The organism is Oerskovia flava, from assembly GCF_026163685.1.
GTDB lineage: Bacteria > Actinomycetota > Actinomycetes > Actinomycetales > Cellulomonadaceae > Oerskovia_A > Oerskovia_A flava.
Genome location: NZ_JAOXSR010000016.1, coordinates 22,854 through 37,222 on the forward strand (window position 1 = coordinate 22,854; position 14,369 = coordinate 37,222).

17 protein-coding genes are annotated in these 14,369 nt (G+C 72.0%); 10 read left to right on the forward strand and 7 right to left on the reverse strand.

Annotated features, from left to right (window positions below; all coding sequences use genetic code 11):
* Positions 1 to 46: 46 nt before the first annotated feature.
* Positions 47 to 190, forward strand: coding sequence for a hypothetical protein (locus OHL10_RS18290; RefSeq protein WP_265523686.1), 144 nt, complete (start codon positions 47 to 49; stop codon positions 188 to 190).
* The gene (yczE, locus tag OHL10_RS18295; protein ID WP_322645592.1) at positions 187 to 954 is read left to right on the forward strand and encodes a membrane protein YczE; all 768 of its coding nucleotides are present in this window, start codon (positions 187 to 189) and stop codon (positions 952 to 954) included. The genes OHL10_RS18290 and yczE overlap by 4 nt, the downstream gene beginning before the upstream one ends.
* Here yczE and OHL10_RS18300 read toward each other — a convergent pair.
* Complete coding sequence (locus OHL10_RS18300; RefSeq protein ID WP_265523687.1) at positions 848 to 1,861, reverse strand: aldo/keto reductase family protein; 1,014 nt, start codon at positions 1,859 to 1,861, stop codon at positions 848 to 850. The genes yczE and OHL10_RS18300 overlap by 107 nt on opposite strands.
* 33 nt (positions 1,862 to 1,894) lie before the next feature.
* Positions 1,895 to 2,503 carry a DUF3043 domain-containing protein gene (locus OHL10_RS18305; protein ID WP_265523688.1) on the reverse strand — a complete coding sequence of 203 codons (609 nt, stop codon included), beginning with the start codon at positions 2,501 to 2,503 and terminating at the stop codon, positions 1,895 to 1,897.
* 68 nt (positions 2,504 to 2,571) lie between these two features.
* Between OHL10_RS18305 and OHL10_RS18310 the strand changes: the two genes are divergently transcribed.
* Positions 2,572 to 3,963, forward strand: coding sequence for a dipeptidase (locus OHL10_RS18310; protein ID WP_425499036.1), 1,392 nt, complete (start codon positions 2,572 to 2,574; stop codon positions 3,961 to 3,963).
* Between the two features lie 11 nt (positions 3,964 to 3,974).
* Here the strand turns inward: OHL10_RS18310 and OHL10_RS18315 are convergent, their stop codons facing one another.
* A complete protein-coding gene (locus OHL10_RS18315) occupies positions 3,975 to 4,499 on the reverse strand; it encodes an acyl-CoA thioesterase (RefSeq protein WP_265523689.1) in 525 nt (174 codons plus the stop codon).
* Between the two features lie 82 nt (positions 4,500 to 4,581).
* Here OHL10_RS18315 and OHL10_RS18320 point away from each other — a divergent pair, with 82 nt between their 5' ends.
* Positions 4,582 to 4,956 (forward strand): DUF3817 domain-containing protein, encoded by a 375-nt coding sequence (locus OHL10_RS18320; protein ID WP_265523690.1) that lies wholly within the window; start codon positions 4,582 to 4,584, stop codon positions 4,954 to 4,956.
* Between the two features lie 40 nt (positions 4,957 to 4,996).
* Here the strand turns inward: OHL10_RS18320 and OHL10_RS18325 are convergent, their stop codons facing one another.
* Both OHL10_RS18325 and nadA read right to left on the reverse strand, forming a co-directional pair.
* The gene (locus tag OHL10_RS18325; protein WP_265523691.1) at positions 4,997 to 5,602 is read right to left on the reverse strand and encodes a DJ-1/PfpI family protein; all 606 of its coding nucleotides are present in this window, start codon (positions 5,600 to 5,602) and stop codon (positions 4,997 to 4,999) included.
* A gap of 13 nt (positions 5,603 to 5,615) precedes the next feature.
* Positions 5,616 to 6,839: a quinolinate synthase NadA gene (gene nadA, locus OHL10_RS18330; RefSeq protein ID WP_265523692.1), complete on the reverse strand. Its 1,224-nt coding sequence runs from the start codon at positions 6,837 to 6,839 to the stop codon at positions 5,616 to 5,618.
* Between the two features lie 66 nt (positions 6,840 to 6,905).
* On the opposite strand from nadA, the gene OHL10_RS18335 reads away from it, so the two are divergent.
* Together OHL10_RS18335 and erpA are read left to right on the forward strand one after the other, a co-directional pair.
* Positions 6,906 to 8,108, forward strand: a complete 1,203-nt coding sequence (locus OHL10_RS18335; protein ID WP_265523693.1) for a glycerate kinase — start codon at positions 6,906 to 6,908, stop codon at positions 8,106 to 8,108.
* Between the two features lie 147 nt (positions 8,109 to 8,255).
* Entirely contained in the window at positions 8,256 to 8,606 is a 351-nt protein-coding gene (gene erpA, locus OHL10_RS18340; RefSeq protein ID WP_265523694.1) for an iron-sulfur cluster insertion protein ErpA, read from the forward strand.
* Positions 8,607 to 8,732: 126 nt separating this feature from the next.
* Here the strand turns inward: erpA and OHL10_RS18345 are convergent, their stop codons facing one another.
* Together OHL10_RS18345 and OHL10_RS18350 are read right to left on the reverse strand one after the other, a co-directional pair.
* Positions 8,733 to 8,987 (reverse strand): sulfurtransferase TusA family protein, encoded by a 255-nt coding sequence (locus tag OHL10_RS18345; protein WP_265523695.1) that lies wholly within the window; start codon positions 8,985 to 8,987, stop codon positions 8,733 to 8,735.
* A 7-nt stretch (positions 8,988 to 8,994) separates the two neighbouring features.
* On the reverse strand, positions 8,995 to 10,155 hold the full coding sequence (locus OHL10_RS18350) for a cysteine desulfurase family protein (RefSeq protein WP_265523696.1): 1,161 nt from the start codon (positions 10,153 to 10,155) through the stop codon (positions 8,995 to 8,997).
* A 397-nt stretch (positions 10,156 to 10,552) separates the two neighbouring features.
* On the opposite strand from OHL10_RS18350, the gene ctaC reads away from it, so the two are divergent.
* The 4 genes from ctaC to OHL10_RS18370 all read left to right on the forward strand — a co-directional run bounded on the left by ctaC (position 10,553) and on the right by OHL10_RS18370 (position 14,225).
* Positions 10,553 to 11,470, forward strand: a complete 918-nt coding sequence (ctaC, locus tag OHL10_RS18355) for an aa3-type cytochrome oxidase subunit II (RefSeq protein ID WP_265523697.1) — start codon at positions 10,553 to 10,555, stop codon at positions 11,468 to 11,470.
* Entirely contained in the window at positions 11,470 to 13,296 is a 1,827-nt protein-coding gene (ctaD, locus tag OHL10_RS18360; protein WP_265523698.1) for an aa3-type cytochrome oxidase subunit I, read from the forward strand. Before ctaC ends, ctaD begins: the two co-directional genes overlap by 1 nt.
* The gene (locus tag OHL10_RS18365) at positions 13,293 to 13,691 is read left to right on the forward strand and encodes a cytochrome c oxidase subunit 4 (RefSeq protein ID WP_265523699.1); all 399 of its coding nucleotides are present in this window, start codon (positions 13,293 to 13,295) and stop codon (positions 13,689 to 13,691) included. The genes ctaD and OHL10_RS18365 overlap by 4 nt, the downstream gene beginning before the upstream one ends.
* 156 nt (positions 13,692 to 13,847) lie before the next feature.
* A complete protein-coding gene (locus OHL10_RS18370; RefSeq protein ID WP_265523700.1) occupies positions 13,848 to 14,225 on the forward strand; it encodes a DoxX family protein in 378 nt (125 codons plus the stop codon).
* Positions 14,226 to 14,369 lie beyond the last annotated feature (144 nt).

Consider the following 14,369-nt stretch of genomic DNA (forward strand, 5'->3'; position numbering starts at 1 on the left):
CGATTGGCCCTGGAAGACCAGGCCAATCGGCGGGCAGGCTGATCGCGTGCCACCGAACCTCGCTCTCACGCTGCTCCTGCTGCTCTCCGTCGTCGCCCTGACGACCTGCCTCGCGGTCGTCGTCCGCCGCGACGGCCGTGGGCACCGCCCGCCGCCGCCCGCGCGCCACGACTGGACGGACGGACTGTGACGCGCGGGCGGCCCGCGCGACGCACCACCCAGCTCGTCGCCGGGCTGGCGGCGTACGCGTTCTCCATGGCGATGCTCGTGCATGCCGGGCAGGGCGCGATGCCGTGGGACGTCCTGCACCAGGGGATCGCGCGTCGGACCGACCTCTCGCTCGGTCTCGTCGTCGTGCTCGCGAGCGTCGTGGTGCTGCTCGCGTGGATCCCGCTGCGCCAGCGACCCGGCGTCGGGACGGTCGCGAACGTCGTCGTCATCGGTGTCGTCCTCGACCCGAGCATCGCCCTCCTCGCCGCGTGGCTCCCGGACCCGTCCGTCGCGGTGCGGGTGGCGCTCGCCGTCGCTGCCGTCGTCCTCAACGGGGTCGCGACCGCGGCCTACCTGGGCACCCGTCTGGGACCCGGGCCGCGCGACGGACTGATGACCGGTCTGGTGGCTCGCACGGGATGGTCCGTCCGGGTCGTGAAGACGTCGATCGAGATCGGCGTCGTCGCCGCGGGGTGGGTGCTGGGCGGGACCCTGGGGTGGGCGACCGTGCTCTACGCGCTCGGTGTCGGCGCCGTGGTGCAGGTCGCGGCGCCCCGGCTCGTGACGCTGCCGGCGACGCACCCGCCCGTGCCGGGCGACCCGCAGGTCGCCGCGGCACGGGCGTCGTGCGTCGACGTCAGGACGGGCGCTTCTGCGGGGCCGTCTCGGCCGTCTTGGCCGGGTCGCGCACGACCACGTCGCCGAGGATCTCGTCGATCCGCGCCATCAGCTCGCCGGGGATGACGACCCCCGCGGCCGCGACGTTCTCCGCGACCTGCTCGGGACGGGAGGCCCCGACGAGGGCGGCCGCCACGTTGTCGTTCTGCAGCACCCAGGCCACCGCGAGCTGCGCCATCGTCAGGTCGAGCTCGTCGGCGACCGGCCGCAGCTGCTGCACCCGCGTCAGGACGTCGTCGGACATGAACTGGGAGATGCCCCCGCGGCCGGCCTTGGCGTCCGCGGCACGGGACCCGGCCGGGGCGTCCTGGCCCGGCAGGTACTTGCCCGAGAGCACGCCCTGCGCCATCGGGGACCACACGATCTGCGACAGGCCCAGCTCGCGCGAGGTCGGGACGACCTCGTCCTCGATGACACGCCACAGCATCGAGTACTGGGGCTGGGAGGAGATGAGCTGGAAGCCGAGGTCCTGGGCGAGGGCGTGCCCCGCGCGGATCTGGTCGGCCGTCCACTCGGACACCCCGATGTACAGGGCCTTGCCCTGGCGCACGATGTCGGCGAACGCCTGCATGGTCTCGACGAGCGGCGTCTCGGTGTCGAAGCGGTGCGCCTGGTAGAGGTCGACGTAGTCGGTGCCGAGACGGCGCAGCGAGCCGTCGATCGACTCCATGATGTGCTTGCGGGACAGCCCGGAGTCGTTGGGGCCGCCAGGGCCGGTCGGCCAGTAGACCTTCGTGAAGATCTCGAGGGACTCGCGGCGCTGACCCTTCAGGGCGTCGCCGAGGACCTGCTCCGCCTTGGTGTTCGCGTAGACGTCTGCGGTGTCGAACGTGCTGATGCCGGCGTCCAGGGCGGCGTGCACGCACTGCGTGGCGACGTCGTTCTCGACCTGGGAGCCGTGGGTGAGCCAGTTGCCGTAGGTGATCTCGGAGATCTTGAGGCCGGAGTTGCCGAGGTAGCGGTAGTTGGGCATCTGCCGACAATACCTACCGGACGGTCGTGACCGTTACTCGGGGTAGGTGCCGTGCTTCTTGTGCGTGGGCTTGGGCAGGCGCGCCCGGCGGAGCTGGAAGGCACGCATCACCGCGTACATCACCGTGCCCTTGGGGATCTCGCCGAACTTGGCGACGAGGCGCCGCCGCAGCCCACGCCACATGATGAATGCGTCGATGATCGTCAGGACGACGATCCCGTACAGCAGCAGGACGACCGTGAACGCGAGGTCGGGAGCCTGGCTCGTGAGGAACGTCAGGACGATGAACACGAGCGCGATCGGCAGGAAGAACTCGCCGAGGTTCCACCGCGCGTCGACGTGGTCGCGCACGTAGCGCTTGACCGGTCCCTTGTCGCGGGGCGGCAAGTAGCGCTCGTCGCCGGTCTGCATCGCCTGGTACTGGCGCTCGCGGGCCTCCCGCTGCTTGAGCCGGGCAGCCTTCGCGGCCGCACGCCGGTCGTTCGGCACGAGCGGACGCTTGTTCGCAGCCTCGGAGACCTTGCGCTTGGGCGTCGGGCGACCCTTGCCGGTGCGCTCGATCTCGGCGGCGGCCTCGACGGGGTCGACAGGGCCCCCGTCCGGCGTGCTGGACGTGGCGGCAGACTTGTTGCGGGAGAACACCCTCCTAGGGTAGTCGAGCCGCCGGTGCTCGCGGAACGCCCTCCCAGGCTGCCGGTAGCGTGCGGTGTGTGACTACCGCGAACACATCTCCCGTACCCGACGACGTCGCCCACCTGCGCGAGACCGTCGCAGGACTCTTCCCCGCGCTGCGCGCCGACCTCGAGGCCCTCGTGCGCATCCCGAGCGTCTCCAACGCGGCGTTCGACCAGGCGCACGTCGCGGCGAGCGCCGACGCCGTCGCCGCGCTCCTGCGCGACGCCGGCATGCCCGAGGTGCAGATCCTGCACGCCACCGGTGTGGCCGGCCCGCTCGGCGCACCGGCGGTCGTGGCTCGCCGCCCCGCGCCCGAGGGCGCACCGACCGTGCTGCTCTATGCGCACCACGACGTCCAGCCGCCCGGGGACGACGCCGACTGGGACGGCGACCCGTTCGAGCCCGTCGAGCGGGACGGCCGCCTGTACGGGCGCGGCGCCGCCGACGACAAGGCGGGCGTCGTGGCTCACGTCGGTGCGCTGCGGGCGCTCGGCGACGAGCTCGGCGTCGGTGTGACGGTGTTCGTCGAGGGGGAGGAGGAGGTGGGCTCGCCGAGCTTCCTGCCGTTCCTCACCCAGCACCGTGACCTGCTCGCCGCGGACGTCATCGTCGTGGCGGACTCGACGAACTGGAAGGTGGGTGTCCCGGCGCTGACCACGTCGCTGCGCGGGCTCGTGGACTGCGACGTCGAGGTCGCCGTGCTCGACCACGCGGTGCACTCCGGGATGTTCGGTGGTCCCGTCCTCGACGCCCTGACGCTCCTCTCGCGCCTGATCACGACGCTGCACGACGACGCCGGCAACGTGGCGGTGGCAGGCCTCGTCGCGGCCGACGAGCCGGAGGTCGACTACGCGGAGGCCGACTTCCGGGCCGACGCGGGCATCCTCGACGGCGTCCGGCTCGCGGGCGACGGCACCCTGTCGGGGCGGCTGTGGACCAAGCCCGCGCTGTCGGTCATCGGCATCGACGCACCGAGCGTCGCGCGCGCCTCGAACACCCTGGTCCCGGCCGCGACGGCCAAGCTCTCGCTGCGCCTGGCGCCCGGGCAGGACCCCGCCGCCGCCATGACGGCGCTGCGGGCGCACCTCGAGGCCCACGCCCCGTTCGGTGCCCGTGTCACGGTGCGCGACGGCGAGCAGGGCAAGCCGTTCCAGGCGCCCGGCGACTCGGCCGCGATGCAGGCCGCACGCTGGGCCTTCGAGACGTCGTGGGGCACGCCACCGGTCGACATCGGCGTCGGCGGGTCGATCCCGTTCATCGCCGACCTGCTCGAGGTCTTCCCCGAGGCGTCGATCCTCGTCACGGGGGTCGAGGACCCGGACTCCCGGGCGCACGGCGCGAACGAGTCGGTGCACCTCGCCGAGCTCGAGAAGGTGGTGCTCGCCGAGGCGCTGCTGCTCGCCCGGCTGGGGTTCGGTGAGCGCTGACGCGGGGAGGCTCAGCGAGCTGCCACGTCCACCGCGCTGGCCCAGCGGGTGACGTCGTCCGGCAGGAGGGGGGACTCTCCGACGTCGCCGAGCAGGTTGACGACGTCCGGGGCGGGGACGCGCTCGCCGCTGCGGGCGAGGAAGCGGCCTGCGACGAGGCCGCGTGCGCACAGGTCGCCCCCGCGCGTGAAGACCTGCTCCAGGTACACCACGCGCTCGTCCCAGCCCAGGACCCGCGTGCTGATCTCGAACCGGTCCCACAGCTGCAGGGAACGGCGGTACTTCATGGTCGAGGCGGCCACGACCGGGTACCAGCCCCTGTCCTTGAGCAGGCCGAACCCGCCGACGTCGGCGATGTAGTTGCTGCGGGCGACGTCCATCATCTGCAGGTACGTGCCGTTGTTCACGTGCAGGTAGAAGTCCAGGTCGCCGGGGCGCACGCGCATCCGGGTCACCGACACGTCGAGGACCCCCTGACCGGGGACGGCCTTGCGGGGCAGGGTGGAGGCGATGGTCAGCTGGATCTGTCGGGCCATCGTCGCAGCGTACTACCGCGCACGCGCGGTACTAGGTATCTCGGGCGAAGCGCTTCCAGGCTGCTGTGCGAGGATGCGCGGCGTGACGACGAGAACTGCGCCTGCACCCGCACCGAACCCCTCCGCCGACGCACCCGGCCCCCGCCCGCACTGGACCGTCCGTGCCTTCCGCGCGGTCGCTGTCGCCGAGGCCTTCTCCTGGGCGGGCCTGCTCGTCGGCATGTACCTCAAGTGGGTCGCCGGCACGACCGAGCTGGGGGTCGAGATCTTCGGGCCCGTGCACGGTGGTCTCGTGCTCGTGTACGTCGCCCTCGCGGTGCTCGTCGCCGTCCGGGTCCGGTGGTCGCTGTGGACGACGTTCCTCGCGCTCGCCGCGACCGTCCCGCCGTTCTGCACGGTGCTGTTCGACGTCTGGGCGCACCGCTCGGGGCGCTACGCGCCGCGCGCCACGGACTGACGCGAGCGCGGCAGGAGGTCCGACCGGGGCCGTCGCCCGCTCAGGCGCCGGGGCCCGCCGGCGGCTCGTACTGCAGGTCGCGCCGCACGAGGTCGGCGACCTCGGTGCTCTCGAGGCGCGCGACGACGTGCAGGGCCATGTCGATGCCGGCGGCGACGCCCGCCGAGGTGACCACGTCGCCGTCGTCGACGAACCGGGCCTCGGTATCGATCAGGACGCTCGGGTCGAGGAGCGCGAGCTCGTCGTAGTGGTCCCAGTGGGTGGTGGCGGGTCTGCCCGCGAGGAGCCCGGCCGCGGCCAGCACGAGGGCGCCCGTGCAGACGCTCGCCAGCAGCGGGGTCTGCGCCCGCATCGCCCGCAGCCACTCGAGGTGCTCGGAGTCGGCCAGCAGGGACCGGGTGCCGTGGCCGCCGGGGTAGACCAGGACGTGCAACGGGCCGACGTCGTTCGCGGACCTGTCCGGGACCAGGCGCAGGCCCTTGGCCAGTCGCACACCGCCGCCGTCCCAAGAGAAGGTGCTCAGGTGCGGGTGGAGCGCGGACCGCTGCGCCCACGCCGCGAACACCTCGAACGGACCGGCGACGTCCAGCTCCTCCGCCTCGTCGAAGACGAAGATGCCGATGCTCAGCCCGTTCCCGGTGACCATACGTACCTCGTGCCTAGAGCCCCGGGAGCGCCAGCATCTGGTCGAGCGCGACGCGCGCCCAGTGGGCGTCGTCGGCATCCACCACGATCCTGTTCACCACGCGACCCGCGGCGAGGGACTCCATCGCCCACACCAGGTGCGGCAGGTCGATGCGGTTCATGGTCGAGCAGAAGCACACGGTGGAGTCGAGGTAGTGCACCTGCTTGTCCGGGTGTGCGCGCGCGACGCGGCGCACGAGGTTGAGCTCGGTGCCGATCGCCCACGCCGACCCGGGCTCGGCGGCCTCGAGCATCGAGATGATGTACTCGGTGGAGCCCACGAAGTCGGCGGCCGTGACGACCTCGTTCTTGCACTCGGGGTGCACGAGGACGTTGACCCCCGGCACGGCGGCGCGGATGTCGGAGACGTTGCGCTCCGAGAAGCGCCCGTGGACCGAGCAGTGACCGCGCCACAGGATCATGCGGGCGTCCCGGAGCTCGGCGTCGGTCAGCCCGCCCTGCGGCTTGCGAGGATCGAACACCACGCAGTCGTCCAGGGACATGGCGAGCTTCATCACGGCGGTGTTGCGGCCCAGGTGCTGGTCGGGGAGGAACAGGACCTTGCCCGTGCCCTCGACGCCGCCCACCTGGTCGAACGCCCAGCGCAGCGCGACCTCCGCGTTCGACGACGTGCACACCGTGCCGCCGTGGCGGCCGGTGAACGCCTTGATGGCCGCCGACGAGTTCATGTACGTCACCGGGATGGTGTCGCCGGCGACGCCCGCGTCCTCCAGGGCCTCCCACGCGTCCTCGACCTGGTTGATGGCCGCCATGTCCGCCATCGAGCAGCCCGCGGCGAGGTCCGGCAGCACGACCTGCTGCGCGTCCGAGGTGAGGATGTCGGCGCTCTCCGCCATGAAGTGCACACCGCAGAAGAGGATGAACTCCGCCTCCGGGCGGGCCGCGGCCTCGCGCGCCAGCTTGAACGAGTCGCCCGTGACGTCGGCGAAGTCGATGACCTCGTCGCGCTGGTAGTGGTGCCCGAGGAGGAAGGCCCGCTCACCCAGCGCGGCGCGGGCCGCGCGGGCACGTTCCACGAGGTCGGGGTCGCTCGGCGAGGGCAGCTCGCCCACGCACTCCACACCGCGCTCGGACGCGAGGTCGCGGCCCTGCCCGAGCAGCAGGAGGGCGGAGGGGGCGGGCTCGGCGAAGTCGCGGCCCGACGAGGCGTTGTCCAGCAGGGTGCTCACGCACAACATCGTCCCACAACGATGCACCGGACGGACGTGGACCGTCGGCACCTGTCGCCCTGCGACAATCGCGCCATGCGAGTCCTCGTCGCCGCGGCCGGCCCCCTGCCCCTCCTCGCCCCGGGCGTGACCGCCGTGGCGGCGACGTTCGCCCGCTGGTGGAGCGCTGCCGCCCCCCGGGCGCAGACGTCGTCGGTCGAGCTCGCGGGCCCCGGACCCGGGTTCCTCGACGCGCTCGCGCACGCCGCGCCTGACGTCGTCGGGGTGACCGTGCGCGGCGCGGACGGGTCACCGGTCCCCGTGAGCATCCGACTCGCAGGGCACGACGGCCCGGGCGGCACCCGGACGGCCTATCTCGACGCAGGCCGCGCCGTCGGCCCCGCACCTGCCGGGGGAGACCGGTGGGACGCCTCGAGCGTGGGCGTCGGCGAGCTGCTGGCCGCGGGTGTCCGCGCCGCCGGACCGGGCGGGAGGGTCGTGCTCGCCACCGGCGGGACCGGCTCGGGGTCGGGGGTGCACGACGCCGGAGCAGGGCTGATCGCAGGCGTGGCCGCGGCGGGGGTGCCGGAGGGGACGGTCGGCGCGGACCTCGGCCCGTTGACGCGCGGGGCACGTGGGCTCGCCGATCTGACGGCGGGCGACCTGGACGTTCTGCACCGCGCGCGAGACCTGGTCGCCGGGGTCGACCTGGTCGCCGCCACCGACGACGACCTCCCTCTGCTCGGCCTGCACGGCGCGAGCGCGGCGCTGCGCGGCCCGGACGTGACGGACGCCGTCGCCCAGGACCTCGAGCGCGCGACCGGCCACTACGCGCACCTCGTCGCCCGGGCGCTCGCCGCGGGGTCCCGGCCTTCGCTGCTCGCCGAGCCCGGGGGAGGGGGTCCGCGGGCCCTCGAACGGTCGCTCACCGCCCTGCCGGGCGCGGGCTCCGGGGGTGGGCTCGGCTTCGCCGTCGCGGCGCTGGGCGGCCGGCTGCTGCCGGGTCTGCGCGTGGTGGCCGACGCCGTCGGGCTGGCGGAGCAGGTCACGGGCGCCGACCTCGTGGTCGCCGTGGTCGACACGCTCGACGGGCACGAGCTGCACGGCGGGCTCGTCCCGGAGCTCTCCCGGCACGCCGCGGGTGTCGGCGCGCCCCTCGTCGTGCTCGCCCGCCAGGCGCAGGCGGGTCGTCGCGAGTGGTCCGCGGCGGGGGCGAGCGGCGTCTACGAGCTTCCCGGCGATCCCACCGCCGACCTCGCCGGGCGGGTCGCCCGCGTCGCGCGGACCTGGACCCCGTAGCGGTTCCCGTCGCAGCGGGTCGTAGACTCGGGAACACAACGCGTACCGGCTGTGTTCAGCAGGGTGCGAGAGGTGCGCGGCGCTCACGCGTCCGCGCACCGCCCAGACACGGGGCGAGAGCCCGCCGAAGACTGTGCGGAGACAACGATGAGCGAGACCACCGAGACTGCCACCCACGGCGTCGTGCTGACGGACTTCGCAGCCGACAAGATCCGTAGCCTCCTCGAGCAGGAGGGTCGCGACGACCTGCGCCTGCGCGTCGCCGTGCAGCCCGGCGGCTGTTCCGGCCTGATCTACCAGCTCTACTTCGACGAGCGGGTCCTCGACGGCGACGTCCTCAAGGACTACGACGGCGTCGAGGTCGTCGTCGACAAGATGAGCGTCCCCTACCTCGACGGCGCCACGATCGACTTCGCCGACACGATCGAGAAGCAGGGCTTCACGATCGACAACCCCAACGCGGGCAGCGCCTGCGCGTGCGGCGGCTCGTTCAGCTGACGAGGCACGCTGCTCGTCACCGGTGACCCACCGTCGTGGGGCACCGGGAACCTTCCTCGAAGGCCCGGCCGGACGGCCGGGCCTTCGTCGTGCCAGGGCCGGCCGCCTGAGGCCCGTCGGCGAGCCTCAGGCAGCCAGCCGCACCGTGATCGCCCAGGTGCGGGTGCCCGCCGGGTCATCCCGCTCCTCGGTGCTCAGCGTGGTGTGACCCCGCATCCGCGCCCACGCCGGCACGTCGTGCCGGGCGGCCGGGTCCGTCGAGAGCACGGTGAGCACCGACCCTGCCGGAGCGACCCGCGCCGCCGCTGCGAGCCGGATCACCGGGAGCGGGCAGCGCAGCCCGCGGGCGTCGACGACCGCTCCCGGGTCCGGCTCGCTCATCGGCCGTTCACAACCCCTCGACGCCGAGCAGGTCCCGCACGCGGGCGACCGCTCCCGGGAGCACCGCGAGGAAGCGCTCCACGTCCTGCGCGGTGGTCGACCGGTCGAGCGCGATCCGGACGTTCCCGTGCGTGAGCACGCCCATCGCGCCGAGCACGTGCGACGGCTCCAGCGAGCTCGACGTGCACGCCGAGCCGGAGCCCACGGCGAAGCCCGCCCGGTCGAGCTCGGTGAGGAGCGCCTCGCCGTCGACGTACAGGAACGAGAACGTCAGGACGTGCGGCAGGCGGTCGGCCGGGTCACCCACCACCTCGACGTCGGGGATGCGGGCGACCTCGGCCCGCACCCGGTCGACGAGGTCGCGCCGCCGCCGGTCCTCGACGTCGCGGTCCTGGGTCGTCGCCTGCAGGCTCACGGCCGCGGCGAAGGCCGCCGGGACGCTCACCCCGCCGGGGAACCACGGGTCGGGATCCTCCGGCCAGGTCGCCCGCCACCGCACCCGGTTGCGCACGGCCAGCACACCGACCCCCGCCGGCCCGCCCCAGTCGCCCGGATCGAGCGCCAGGGCGTCCCACGCGTCGGGCAGGGGCACGTGGCCGGCGCTCGCCCCGGCGTCGACCAGGAGCGGCACCCCGGCGGCGCGGGCGTGCTCGTGCACCGACTCCACGGGCTGCAGCGTGCCCACCTCACCGTTCGCGTGCTGGAGGACGGCGAGAGCCGTGCCCGGTACGGTGATCGCCGCCTGCATCGCCGCCAGGTCGACCCGGCCGAGGTGATCCACGTCCACGGTGACCAGCGCACCCGCGGGCGCGCCGCCGTCGGGCACGGACGCCGCGTGCAGCACCGCCGCACGCTCGACCGCCGAGGCGACCACCCGGTCGCCGACGCGAGCCCGGCCGCGGCGGACGGCGGTGACCGCGTGGTGCAGCGCGGTCGTGTGGGAGCCGGAGAGGTGTACCTCCTCGGTCCGCGCGCCGATCACGGCGGCGATCGCCTCCCGGGCGCCGTCCAGGAGCGCGGCCGCGCGCCGACCCTCGGTGTGCAGGCGTCGCGGGTCCGCCCAGCCGTCCCCGAGCGCCTGCTCGAACGCCTGTCGCGCGAGCGGGTGCAGCCTCGCACGTCCACCGTTGTCGAGATATGTCCGCATCGGGGCGGTGGTGTCCGTCACATGTCCTCCTGAGCCGGGGTCCGTCGTGCAACCGGTGCACCGCGGCGGGTTCCGGGGCCGGAGCGGCGCAGCCTGATCCCCGCGCGGTGACGCGCTTTTGTTGTGCGCGTGCGGGTGCAGCAGACGCGATGTCCCTGGGTAGCACCGTATCGGTCGGCCGTCCTCGGGGCCACGGACGGTCTGCCGAGCAGGAGGGAGATGACAGACGCGATCGGGTTGTGCCGAAGAGGTGGGCCGCCCCCGGTCGAGGCGCGCGGATCCGTGCCCGAAGGGCGTGCCTGCGGCATCGCCGGGGCGAATCCCGCGCTAGGCTTCGTGTGTCGAGGACGAAGGTTCTGCGCGGGACCCGTGGAGAAGAGCGGGTACCTGGGTCAGGACGTGACGTGAAAGGCCCCCCTTGCACTCGCAACCCCCTAGCCGCACACGGCGAACCATCCTGCGGGCGACGGCACTTGCCGGCGCCGTCGCAGTGCTGGCCTCCGGCTGTGCCACCGAAACCGTCCAGCGCGGGTTCCTGCCCGGTTACACCGACGGGGAGGTGACCAACCAGACCGCGCGCATCACGTCGTTGTGGAACGGCTCGTGGATCGCTGCCCTCATCGTCGGCATCATCACGTGGGGCCTGATCCTGTGGTGCGTGGCCGCCTACCGCAAGCGCAAGGACGACCACGTCCTGCCCGTGCAGACGCGCTACCACCTGCCGCTCGAGATCATGTACACCGCGGTGCCGATCATCATGGTGCTCGTGCTGTTCTACTACACCGCACGTGACATGGAAGCGATCCAGGACACCACTGCGGAGCCCGACCTCAACATCCAGGTCGTCGGCAAGCAGTGGAGCTGGGACTTCAACTACCTGGACGACGACGTCTACGAGACGGGGCAGCAGATCAACGACCCCGGCGCCCTGGGCGAGGCGGACACGATCGACGGGCAGCCCGGTACGGCCACGTCGCTGCCGACGCTGTACCTCCCGGTCGACCAGACGGTGCGCTTCCAGCTCGACTCGCGCGACGTCATCCACTCGTTCTGGATCCCGGCGTTCCTGTACAAGCAGGACATGATCCCGCACCGCACGAACTACTTCCAGGTGACGCCCACCCGCGAGGGCGTGTACGCCGGCAAGTGCGCCGAGCTCTGCGGCGAGCACCACTCGGGCATGCTCTTCAACGTCGCGGTCGTCTCCCAGGAGGAGTACGACGCGCAGATGGACGAGCTGCGGGCCAAGGGGCAGACCGGTGAGCTCGGGCTGGACCTCAACCGGCTCCAGAGCCCGAACTCAGGCACGACCACGACCACGGAGGACGAGAACTGATGGGCGCCCAGACCGAGACCGTCCCCGGTCTCGCCCCCCAGCGTCAGAGGTTCGGGCGGACCGTCATCAAGTGGGTCACGTCGACCGACCACAAGACGATCGGGTACATGTACCTGATCACGTCGTTCATCTTCTTCTGCATCGGCGGCCTCATGGCCCTCGTGATCCGCGCCGAGCTCTTCGAGCCCGGCCTGCAGATCGTGCAGAGCAAGGAGCAGTACAACCAGCTCTTCACGATGCACGGCACGATCATGCTGCTGCTGTTCGCGACGCCGCTGTTCGCCGGCTTCGCCAACGTCATCATGCCGCTGCAGATCGGGGCACCCGACGTCGCGTTCCCGCGACTGAACATGTTCGCCTACTGGCTGTACCTGTTCGGCGGGCTCATCGCCTCCGCAGGCTTCTTCACGCCGCAGGGCGCCGCGTCGTTCGGCTGGTTCGCCTACGCACCGCTGTCGAGCACGACCTTCAGTCCAGGGCTCGGTGGAGATCTCTGGGTGTTCGGGCTCGCGCTCGCCGGGTTCGGCACGATCCTCGGCGCGGTCAACTTCATCACCACGATCATCACGATGCGCGCCCCGGGCATGACCATGTTCCGGATGCCGATCTTCACGTGGAACACCCTCGTGACGAGCCTGCTCGTGCTCATGGCGTTCCCGCCGCTGGCCTCCGCGCTCTTCGCGCTCGGCGCCGACCGACGACTCGGCGCCCAGATCTTCAACCCGGAGAACGGCGGTGCCATCCTCTGGCAGCACCTGTTCTGGTTCTTCGGGCACCCCGAGGTCTACATCATCGCGCTGCCGTTCTTCGGCATCGTCTCCGAGATCTTCCCCGTCTTCAGCCGCAAGCCGATCTTCGGGTACAAGGGCCTCGTCTACGCGACGATCGCGATCGCCGCCCTGTCGATCACCGTGTGGGCCCACCACATGTACGTCACCGGCGCGGTCCTGCTCCCGTTCTTCGCGTTCATGACGATGCTCATCGCGGTACCGACGGGCGTGAAGTTCTTCAACTGGATCGGCACGATGTGGCGAGGGAAACTCACCTTCGAGACTCCGATGCTCTGGTCCATCGGCTTCCTCATCACGTTCCTCTTCGGTGGCCTGACCGGTGTCATCCTGTCGAGCCCCGCGCTGGACTTCGCGCTCTCGGACTCCTACTTCGTGGTCGCCCACTTCCACTACGTGGTCTTCGGCACCGTGGTGTTCGCGATGTTCGCCGGCTTCTACTTCTGGTGGCCCAAGTTCACCGGACGGATGCTCAACGAGCGGCTCGGCAAGTGGCACTTCTGGCTGTTGTTCATCGGCTTCCACACGACGTTCCTCATCCAGCACTGGCTGGGTGTCGACGGCATGGCGCGCCGCTACGCGGACTACATGGAGAGCGACGGCTTCACCTGGCAGAACCAGGTCTCGACGGTCGGTGCATTCATCCTCGCCGCGTCGACCCTGCCGTTCCTCTGGAACGTCTACACCACCTGGCGCAACGCGCCGAAGGTCACGGTCGACGACCCGTGGGGCTACGGCCGCTCGCTCGAGTGGGCGACGTCCTGCCCGCCGCCGCGGCACAACTTCACGTCGCTGCCGCGGATCCGTTCCGAGGGCCCAGCGTTCGACCTGCACCACCCCGAGGTCGCGGCGATGGACCACCCGGAGCCGAACCCGAACGTCCTCGACCGCATCTACGGCGAGGCCGACCGGCGCGGTGAGACCGAGGTGGCCGTCGACCGGGCAGCAGGCACCGCGGAGGGCAGCGCCTCCACCACGACGACGATCATCGAAGAGCCGCGCCCCGACGCGGAGCGCGAGAGCGAGGGCGACAAGTGAAGATCGAGTACAAGCTCTTCCTCTACGGCACGCCGTTCTTCGTTGCCGCCGGCCTCGTCTACGGCTTCTGGAGCGGGTGGGAGCCCGTCGGGTCCGTCTCCATCCTCCTCACCGCCGCGCTGGTCGCCATGATCGGTGGCTACCTCGCCCTGACGGCGAAGCGGATCGACGCCCGTCCGGAGGACGACCCGGACGGCCTCATCGAGCAGGGCGCCGGTGACCAGGGTGTGTACGCGCCGTGGAGCTGGTGGCCCTTGGCGATCGGTGGCTCTGCAGCCGTCGTCTTCCTCGGCCTCGCTGCCGGGTGGTGGATCGTCTACATCGGCGTCGCACTCGGAGTCGTCTCCCTCATCGGATGGGTCTTCGAGTTCTCCCGCGGACAGCACGCCCACTGACACACCGTCACAGGCCGGCCACGGTGCCCTGAGCAGTCGACGACGAGCCCGGCACCCGCACACGCGGGCGCCGGGCTTCGTCGTCTCCAGTGGCGTTCGACGCTCCGACGACTCCTCCGCGAAGGCACGGAGGGTGAGTGGCGGTAGCCTCGGCGGATGGTCTCCTGGCGTGCCGCTTCACCGCTCTTGCTCGCGTCGCTGCTCGGCAGCTCCGGCGTGCTGCACCTCGTGCGGCCGCGGGTGTTCGAGCCGCTCATCCCCGACGTGCTGGGGTCACCCGGGACCTGGGTCGTCGCGAGCGGAGTCGCCGAGCTCGCGTGCGCGGCAGCCCTCGTGAGCCCGGGAACACGCCGCGCCGGGGGTGTCGCGAGCGCCGCGCTCCTCGTCGGCGTCTTCCCCGGCAACGTGAAGATGGCCCTCGACGCGCGTCCCGGCGCTCGCGCCTGGGCCCGGCGACCGGCCGTCGCGTGGGCTCGGCTCCCGCTGCAGGTCCCGCTCGTGGCCTGGGCTCTCGACGTCGCCCGCCAGCCCTGAGCAACCCCTCGCAACGGCGAACAGGCGGTTTCTCGGCACGATGTCGTGTGGGTGCCGGGAAACCGCCTGTTCGGCGGGGTGCTAGGGGACGATGAGGCCCGGGGTCTGGGTGCGGGCGCGGGTGAGGCGTGCGTCGGCGTCGGC

Bases quoted from the DNA above. Each gene is read 5' to 3' on its own strand.
- OHL10_RS18335 (WP_265523693.1), top strand. From the start codon at position 6,906: ATGCGAGTCCTCGTCGCCGCGGCCGGCCCCCTGCCCCTCCTCGCCCCG.
- erpA (WP_265523694.1), top strand. From the start codon at position 8,256: ATGAGCGAGACCACCGAGACTGCCACCCACGGCGTCGTGCTGACGGAC.
- nadA (WP_265523692.1), bottom strand. From the start codon at position 6,839: ATGTTGTGCGTGAGCACCCTGCTGGACAACGCCTCGTCGGGCCGCGAC.
- OHL10_RS18315 (WP_265523689.1), bottom strand. From the start codon at position 4,499: ATGGCCCGACAGATCCAGCTGACCATCGCCTCCACCCTGCCCCGCAAG.
- OHL10_RS18325 (WP_265523691.1), bottom strand. From the start codon at position 5,602: ATGGTCACCGGGAACGGGCTGAGCATCGGCATCTTCGTCTTCGACGAG.
- ctaD (WP_265523698.1), top strand. From the start codon at position 11,470: ATGGGCGCCCAGACCGAGACCGTCCCCGGTCTCGCCCCCCAGCGTCAG.
- OHL10_RS18370 (WP_265523700.1), top strand. From the start codon at position 13,848: ATGGTCTCCTGGCGTGCCGCTTCACCGCTCTTGCTCGCGTCGCTGCTC.
- OHL10_RS18300 (WP_265523687.1), bottom strand. From the start codon at position 1,861: ATGCCCAACTACCGCTACCTCGGCAACTCCGGCCTCAAGATCTCCGAG.
- OHL10_RS18345 (WP_265523695.1), bottom strand. From the start codon at position 8,987: ATGAGCGAGCCGGACCCGGGAGCGGTCGTCGACGCCCGCGGGCTGCGC.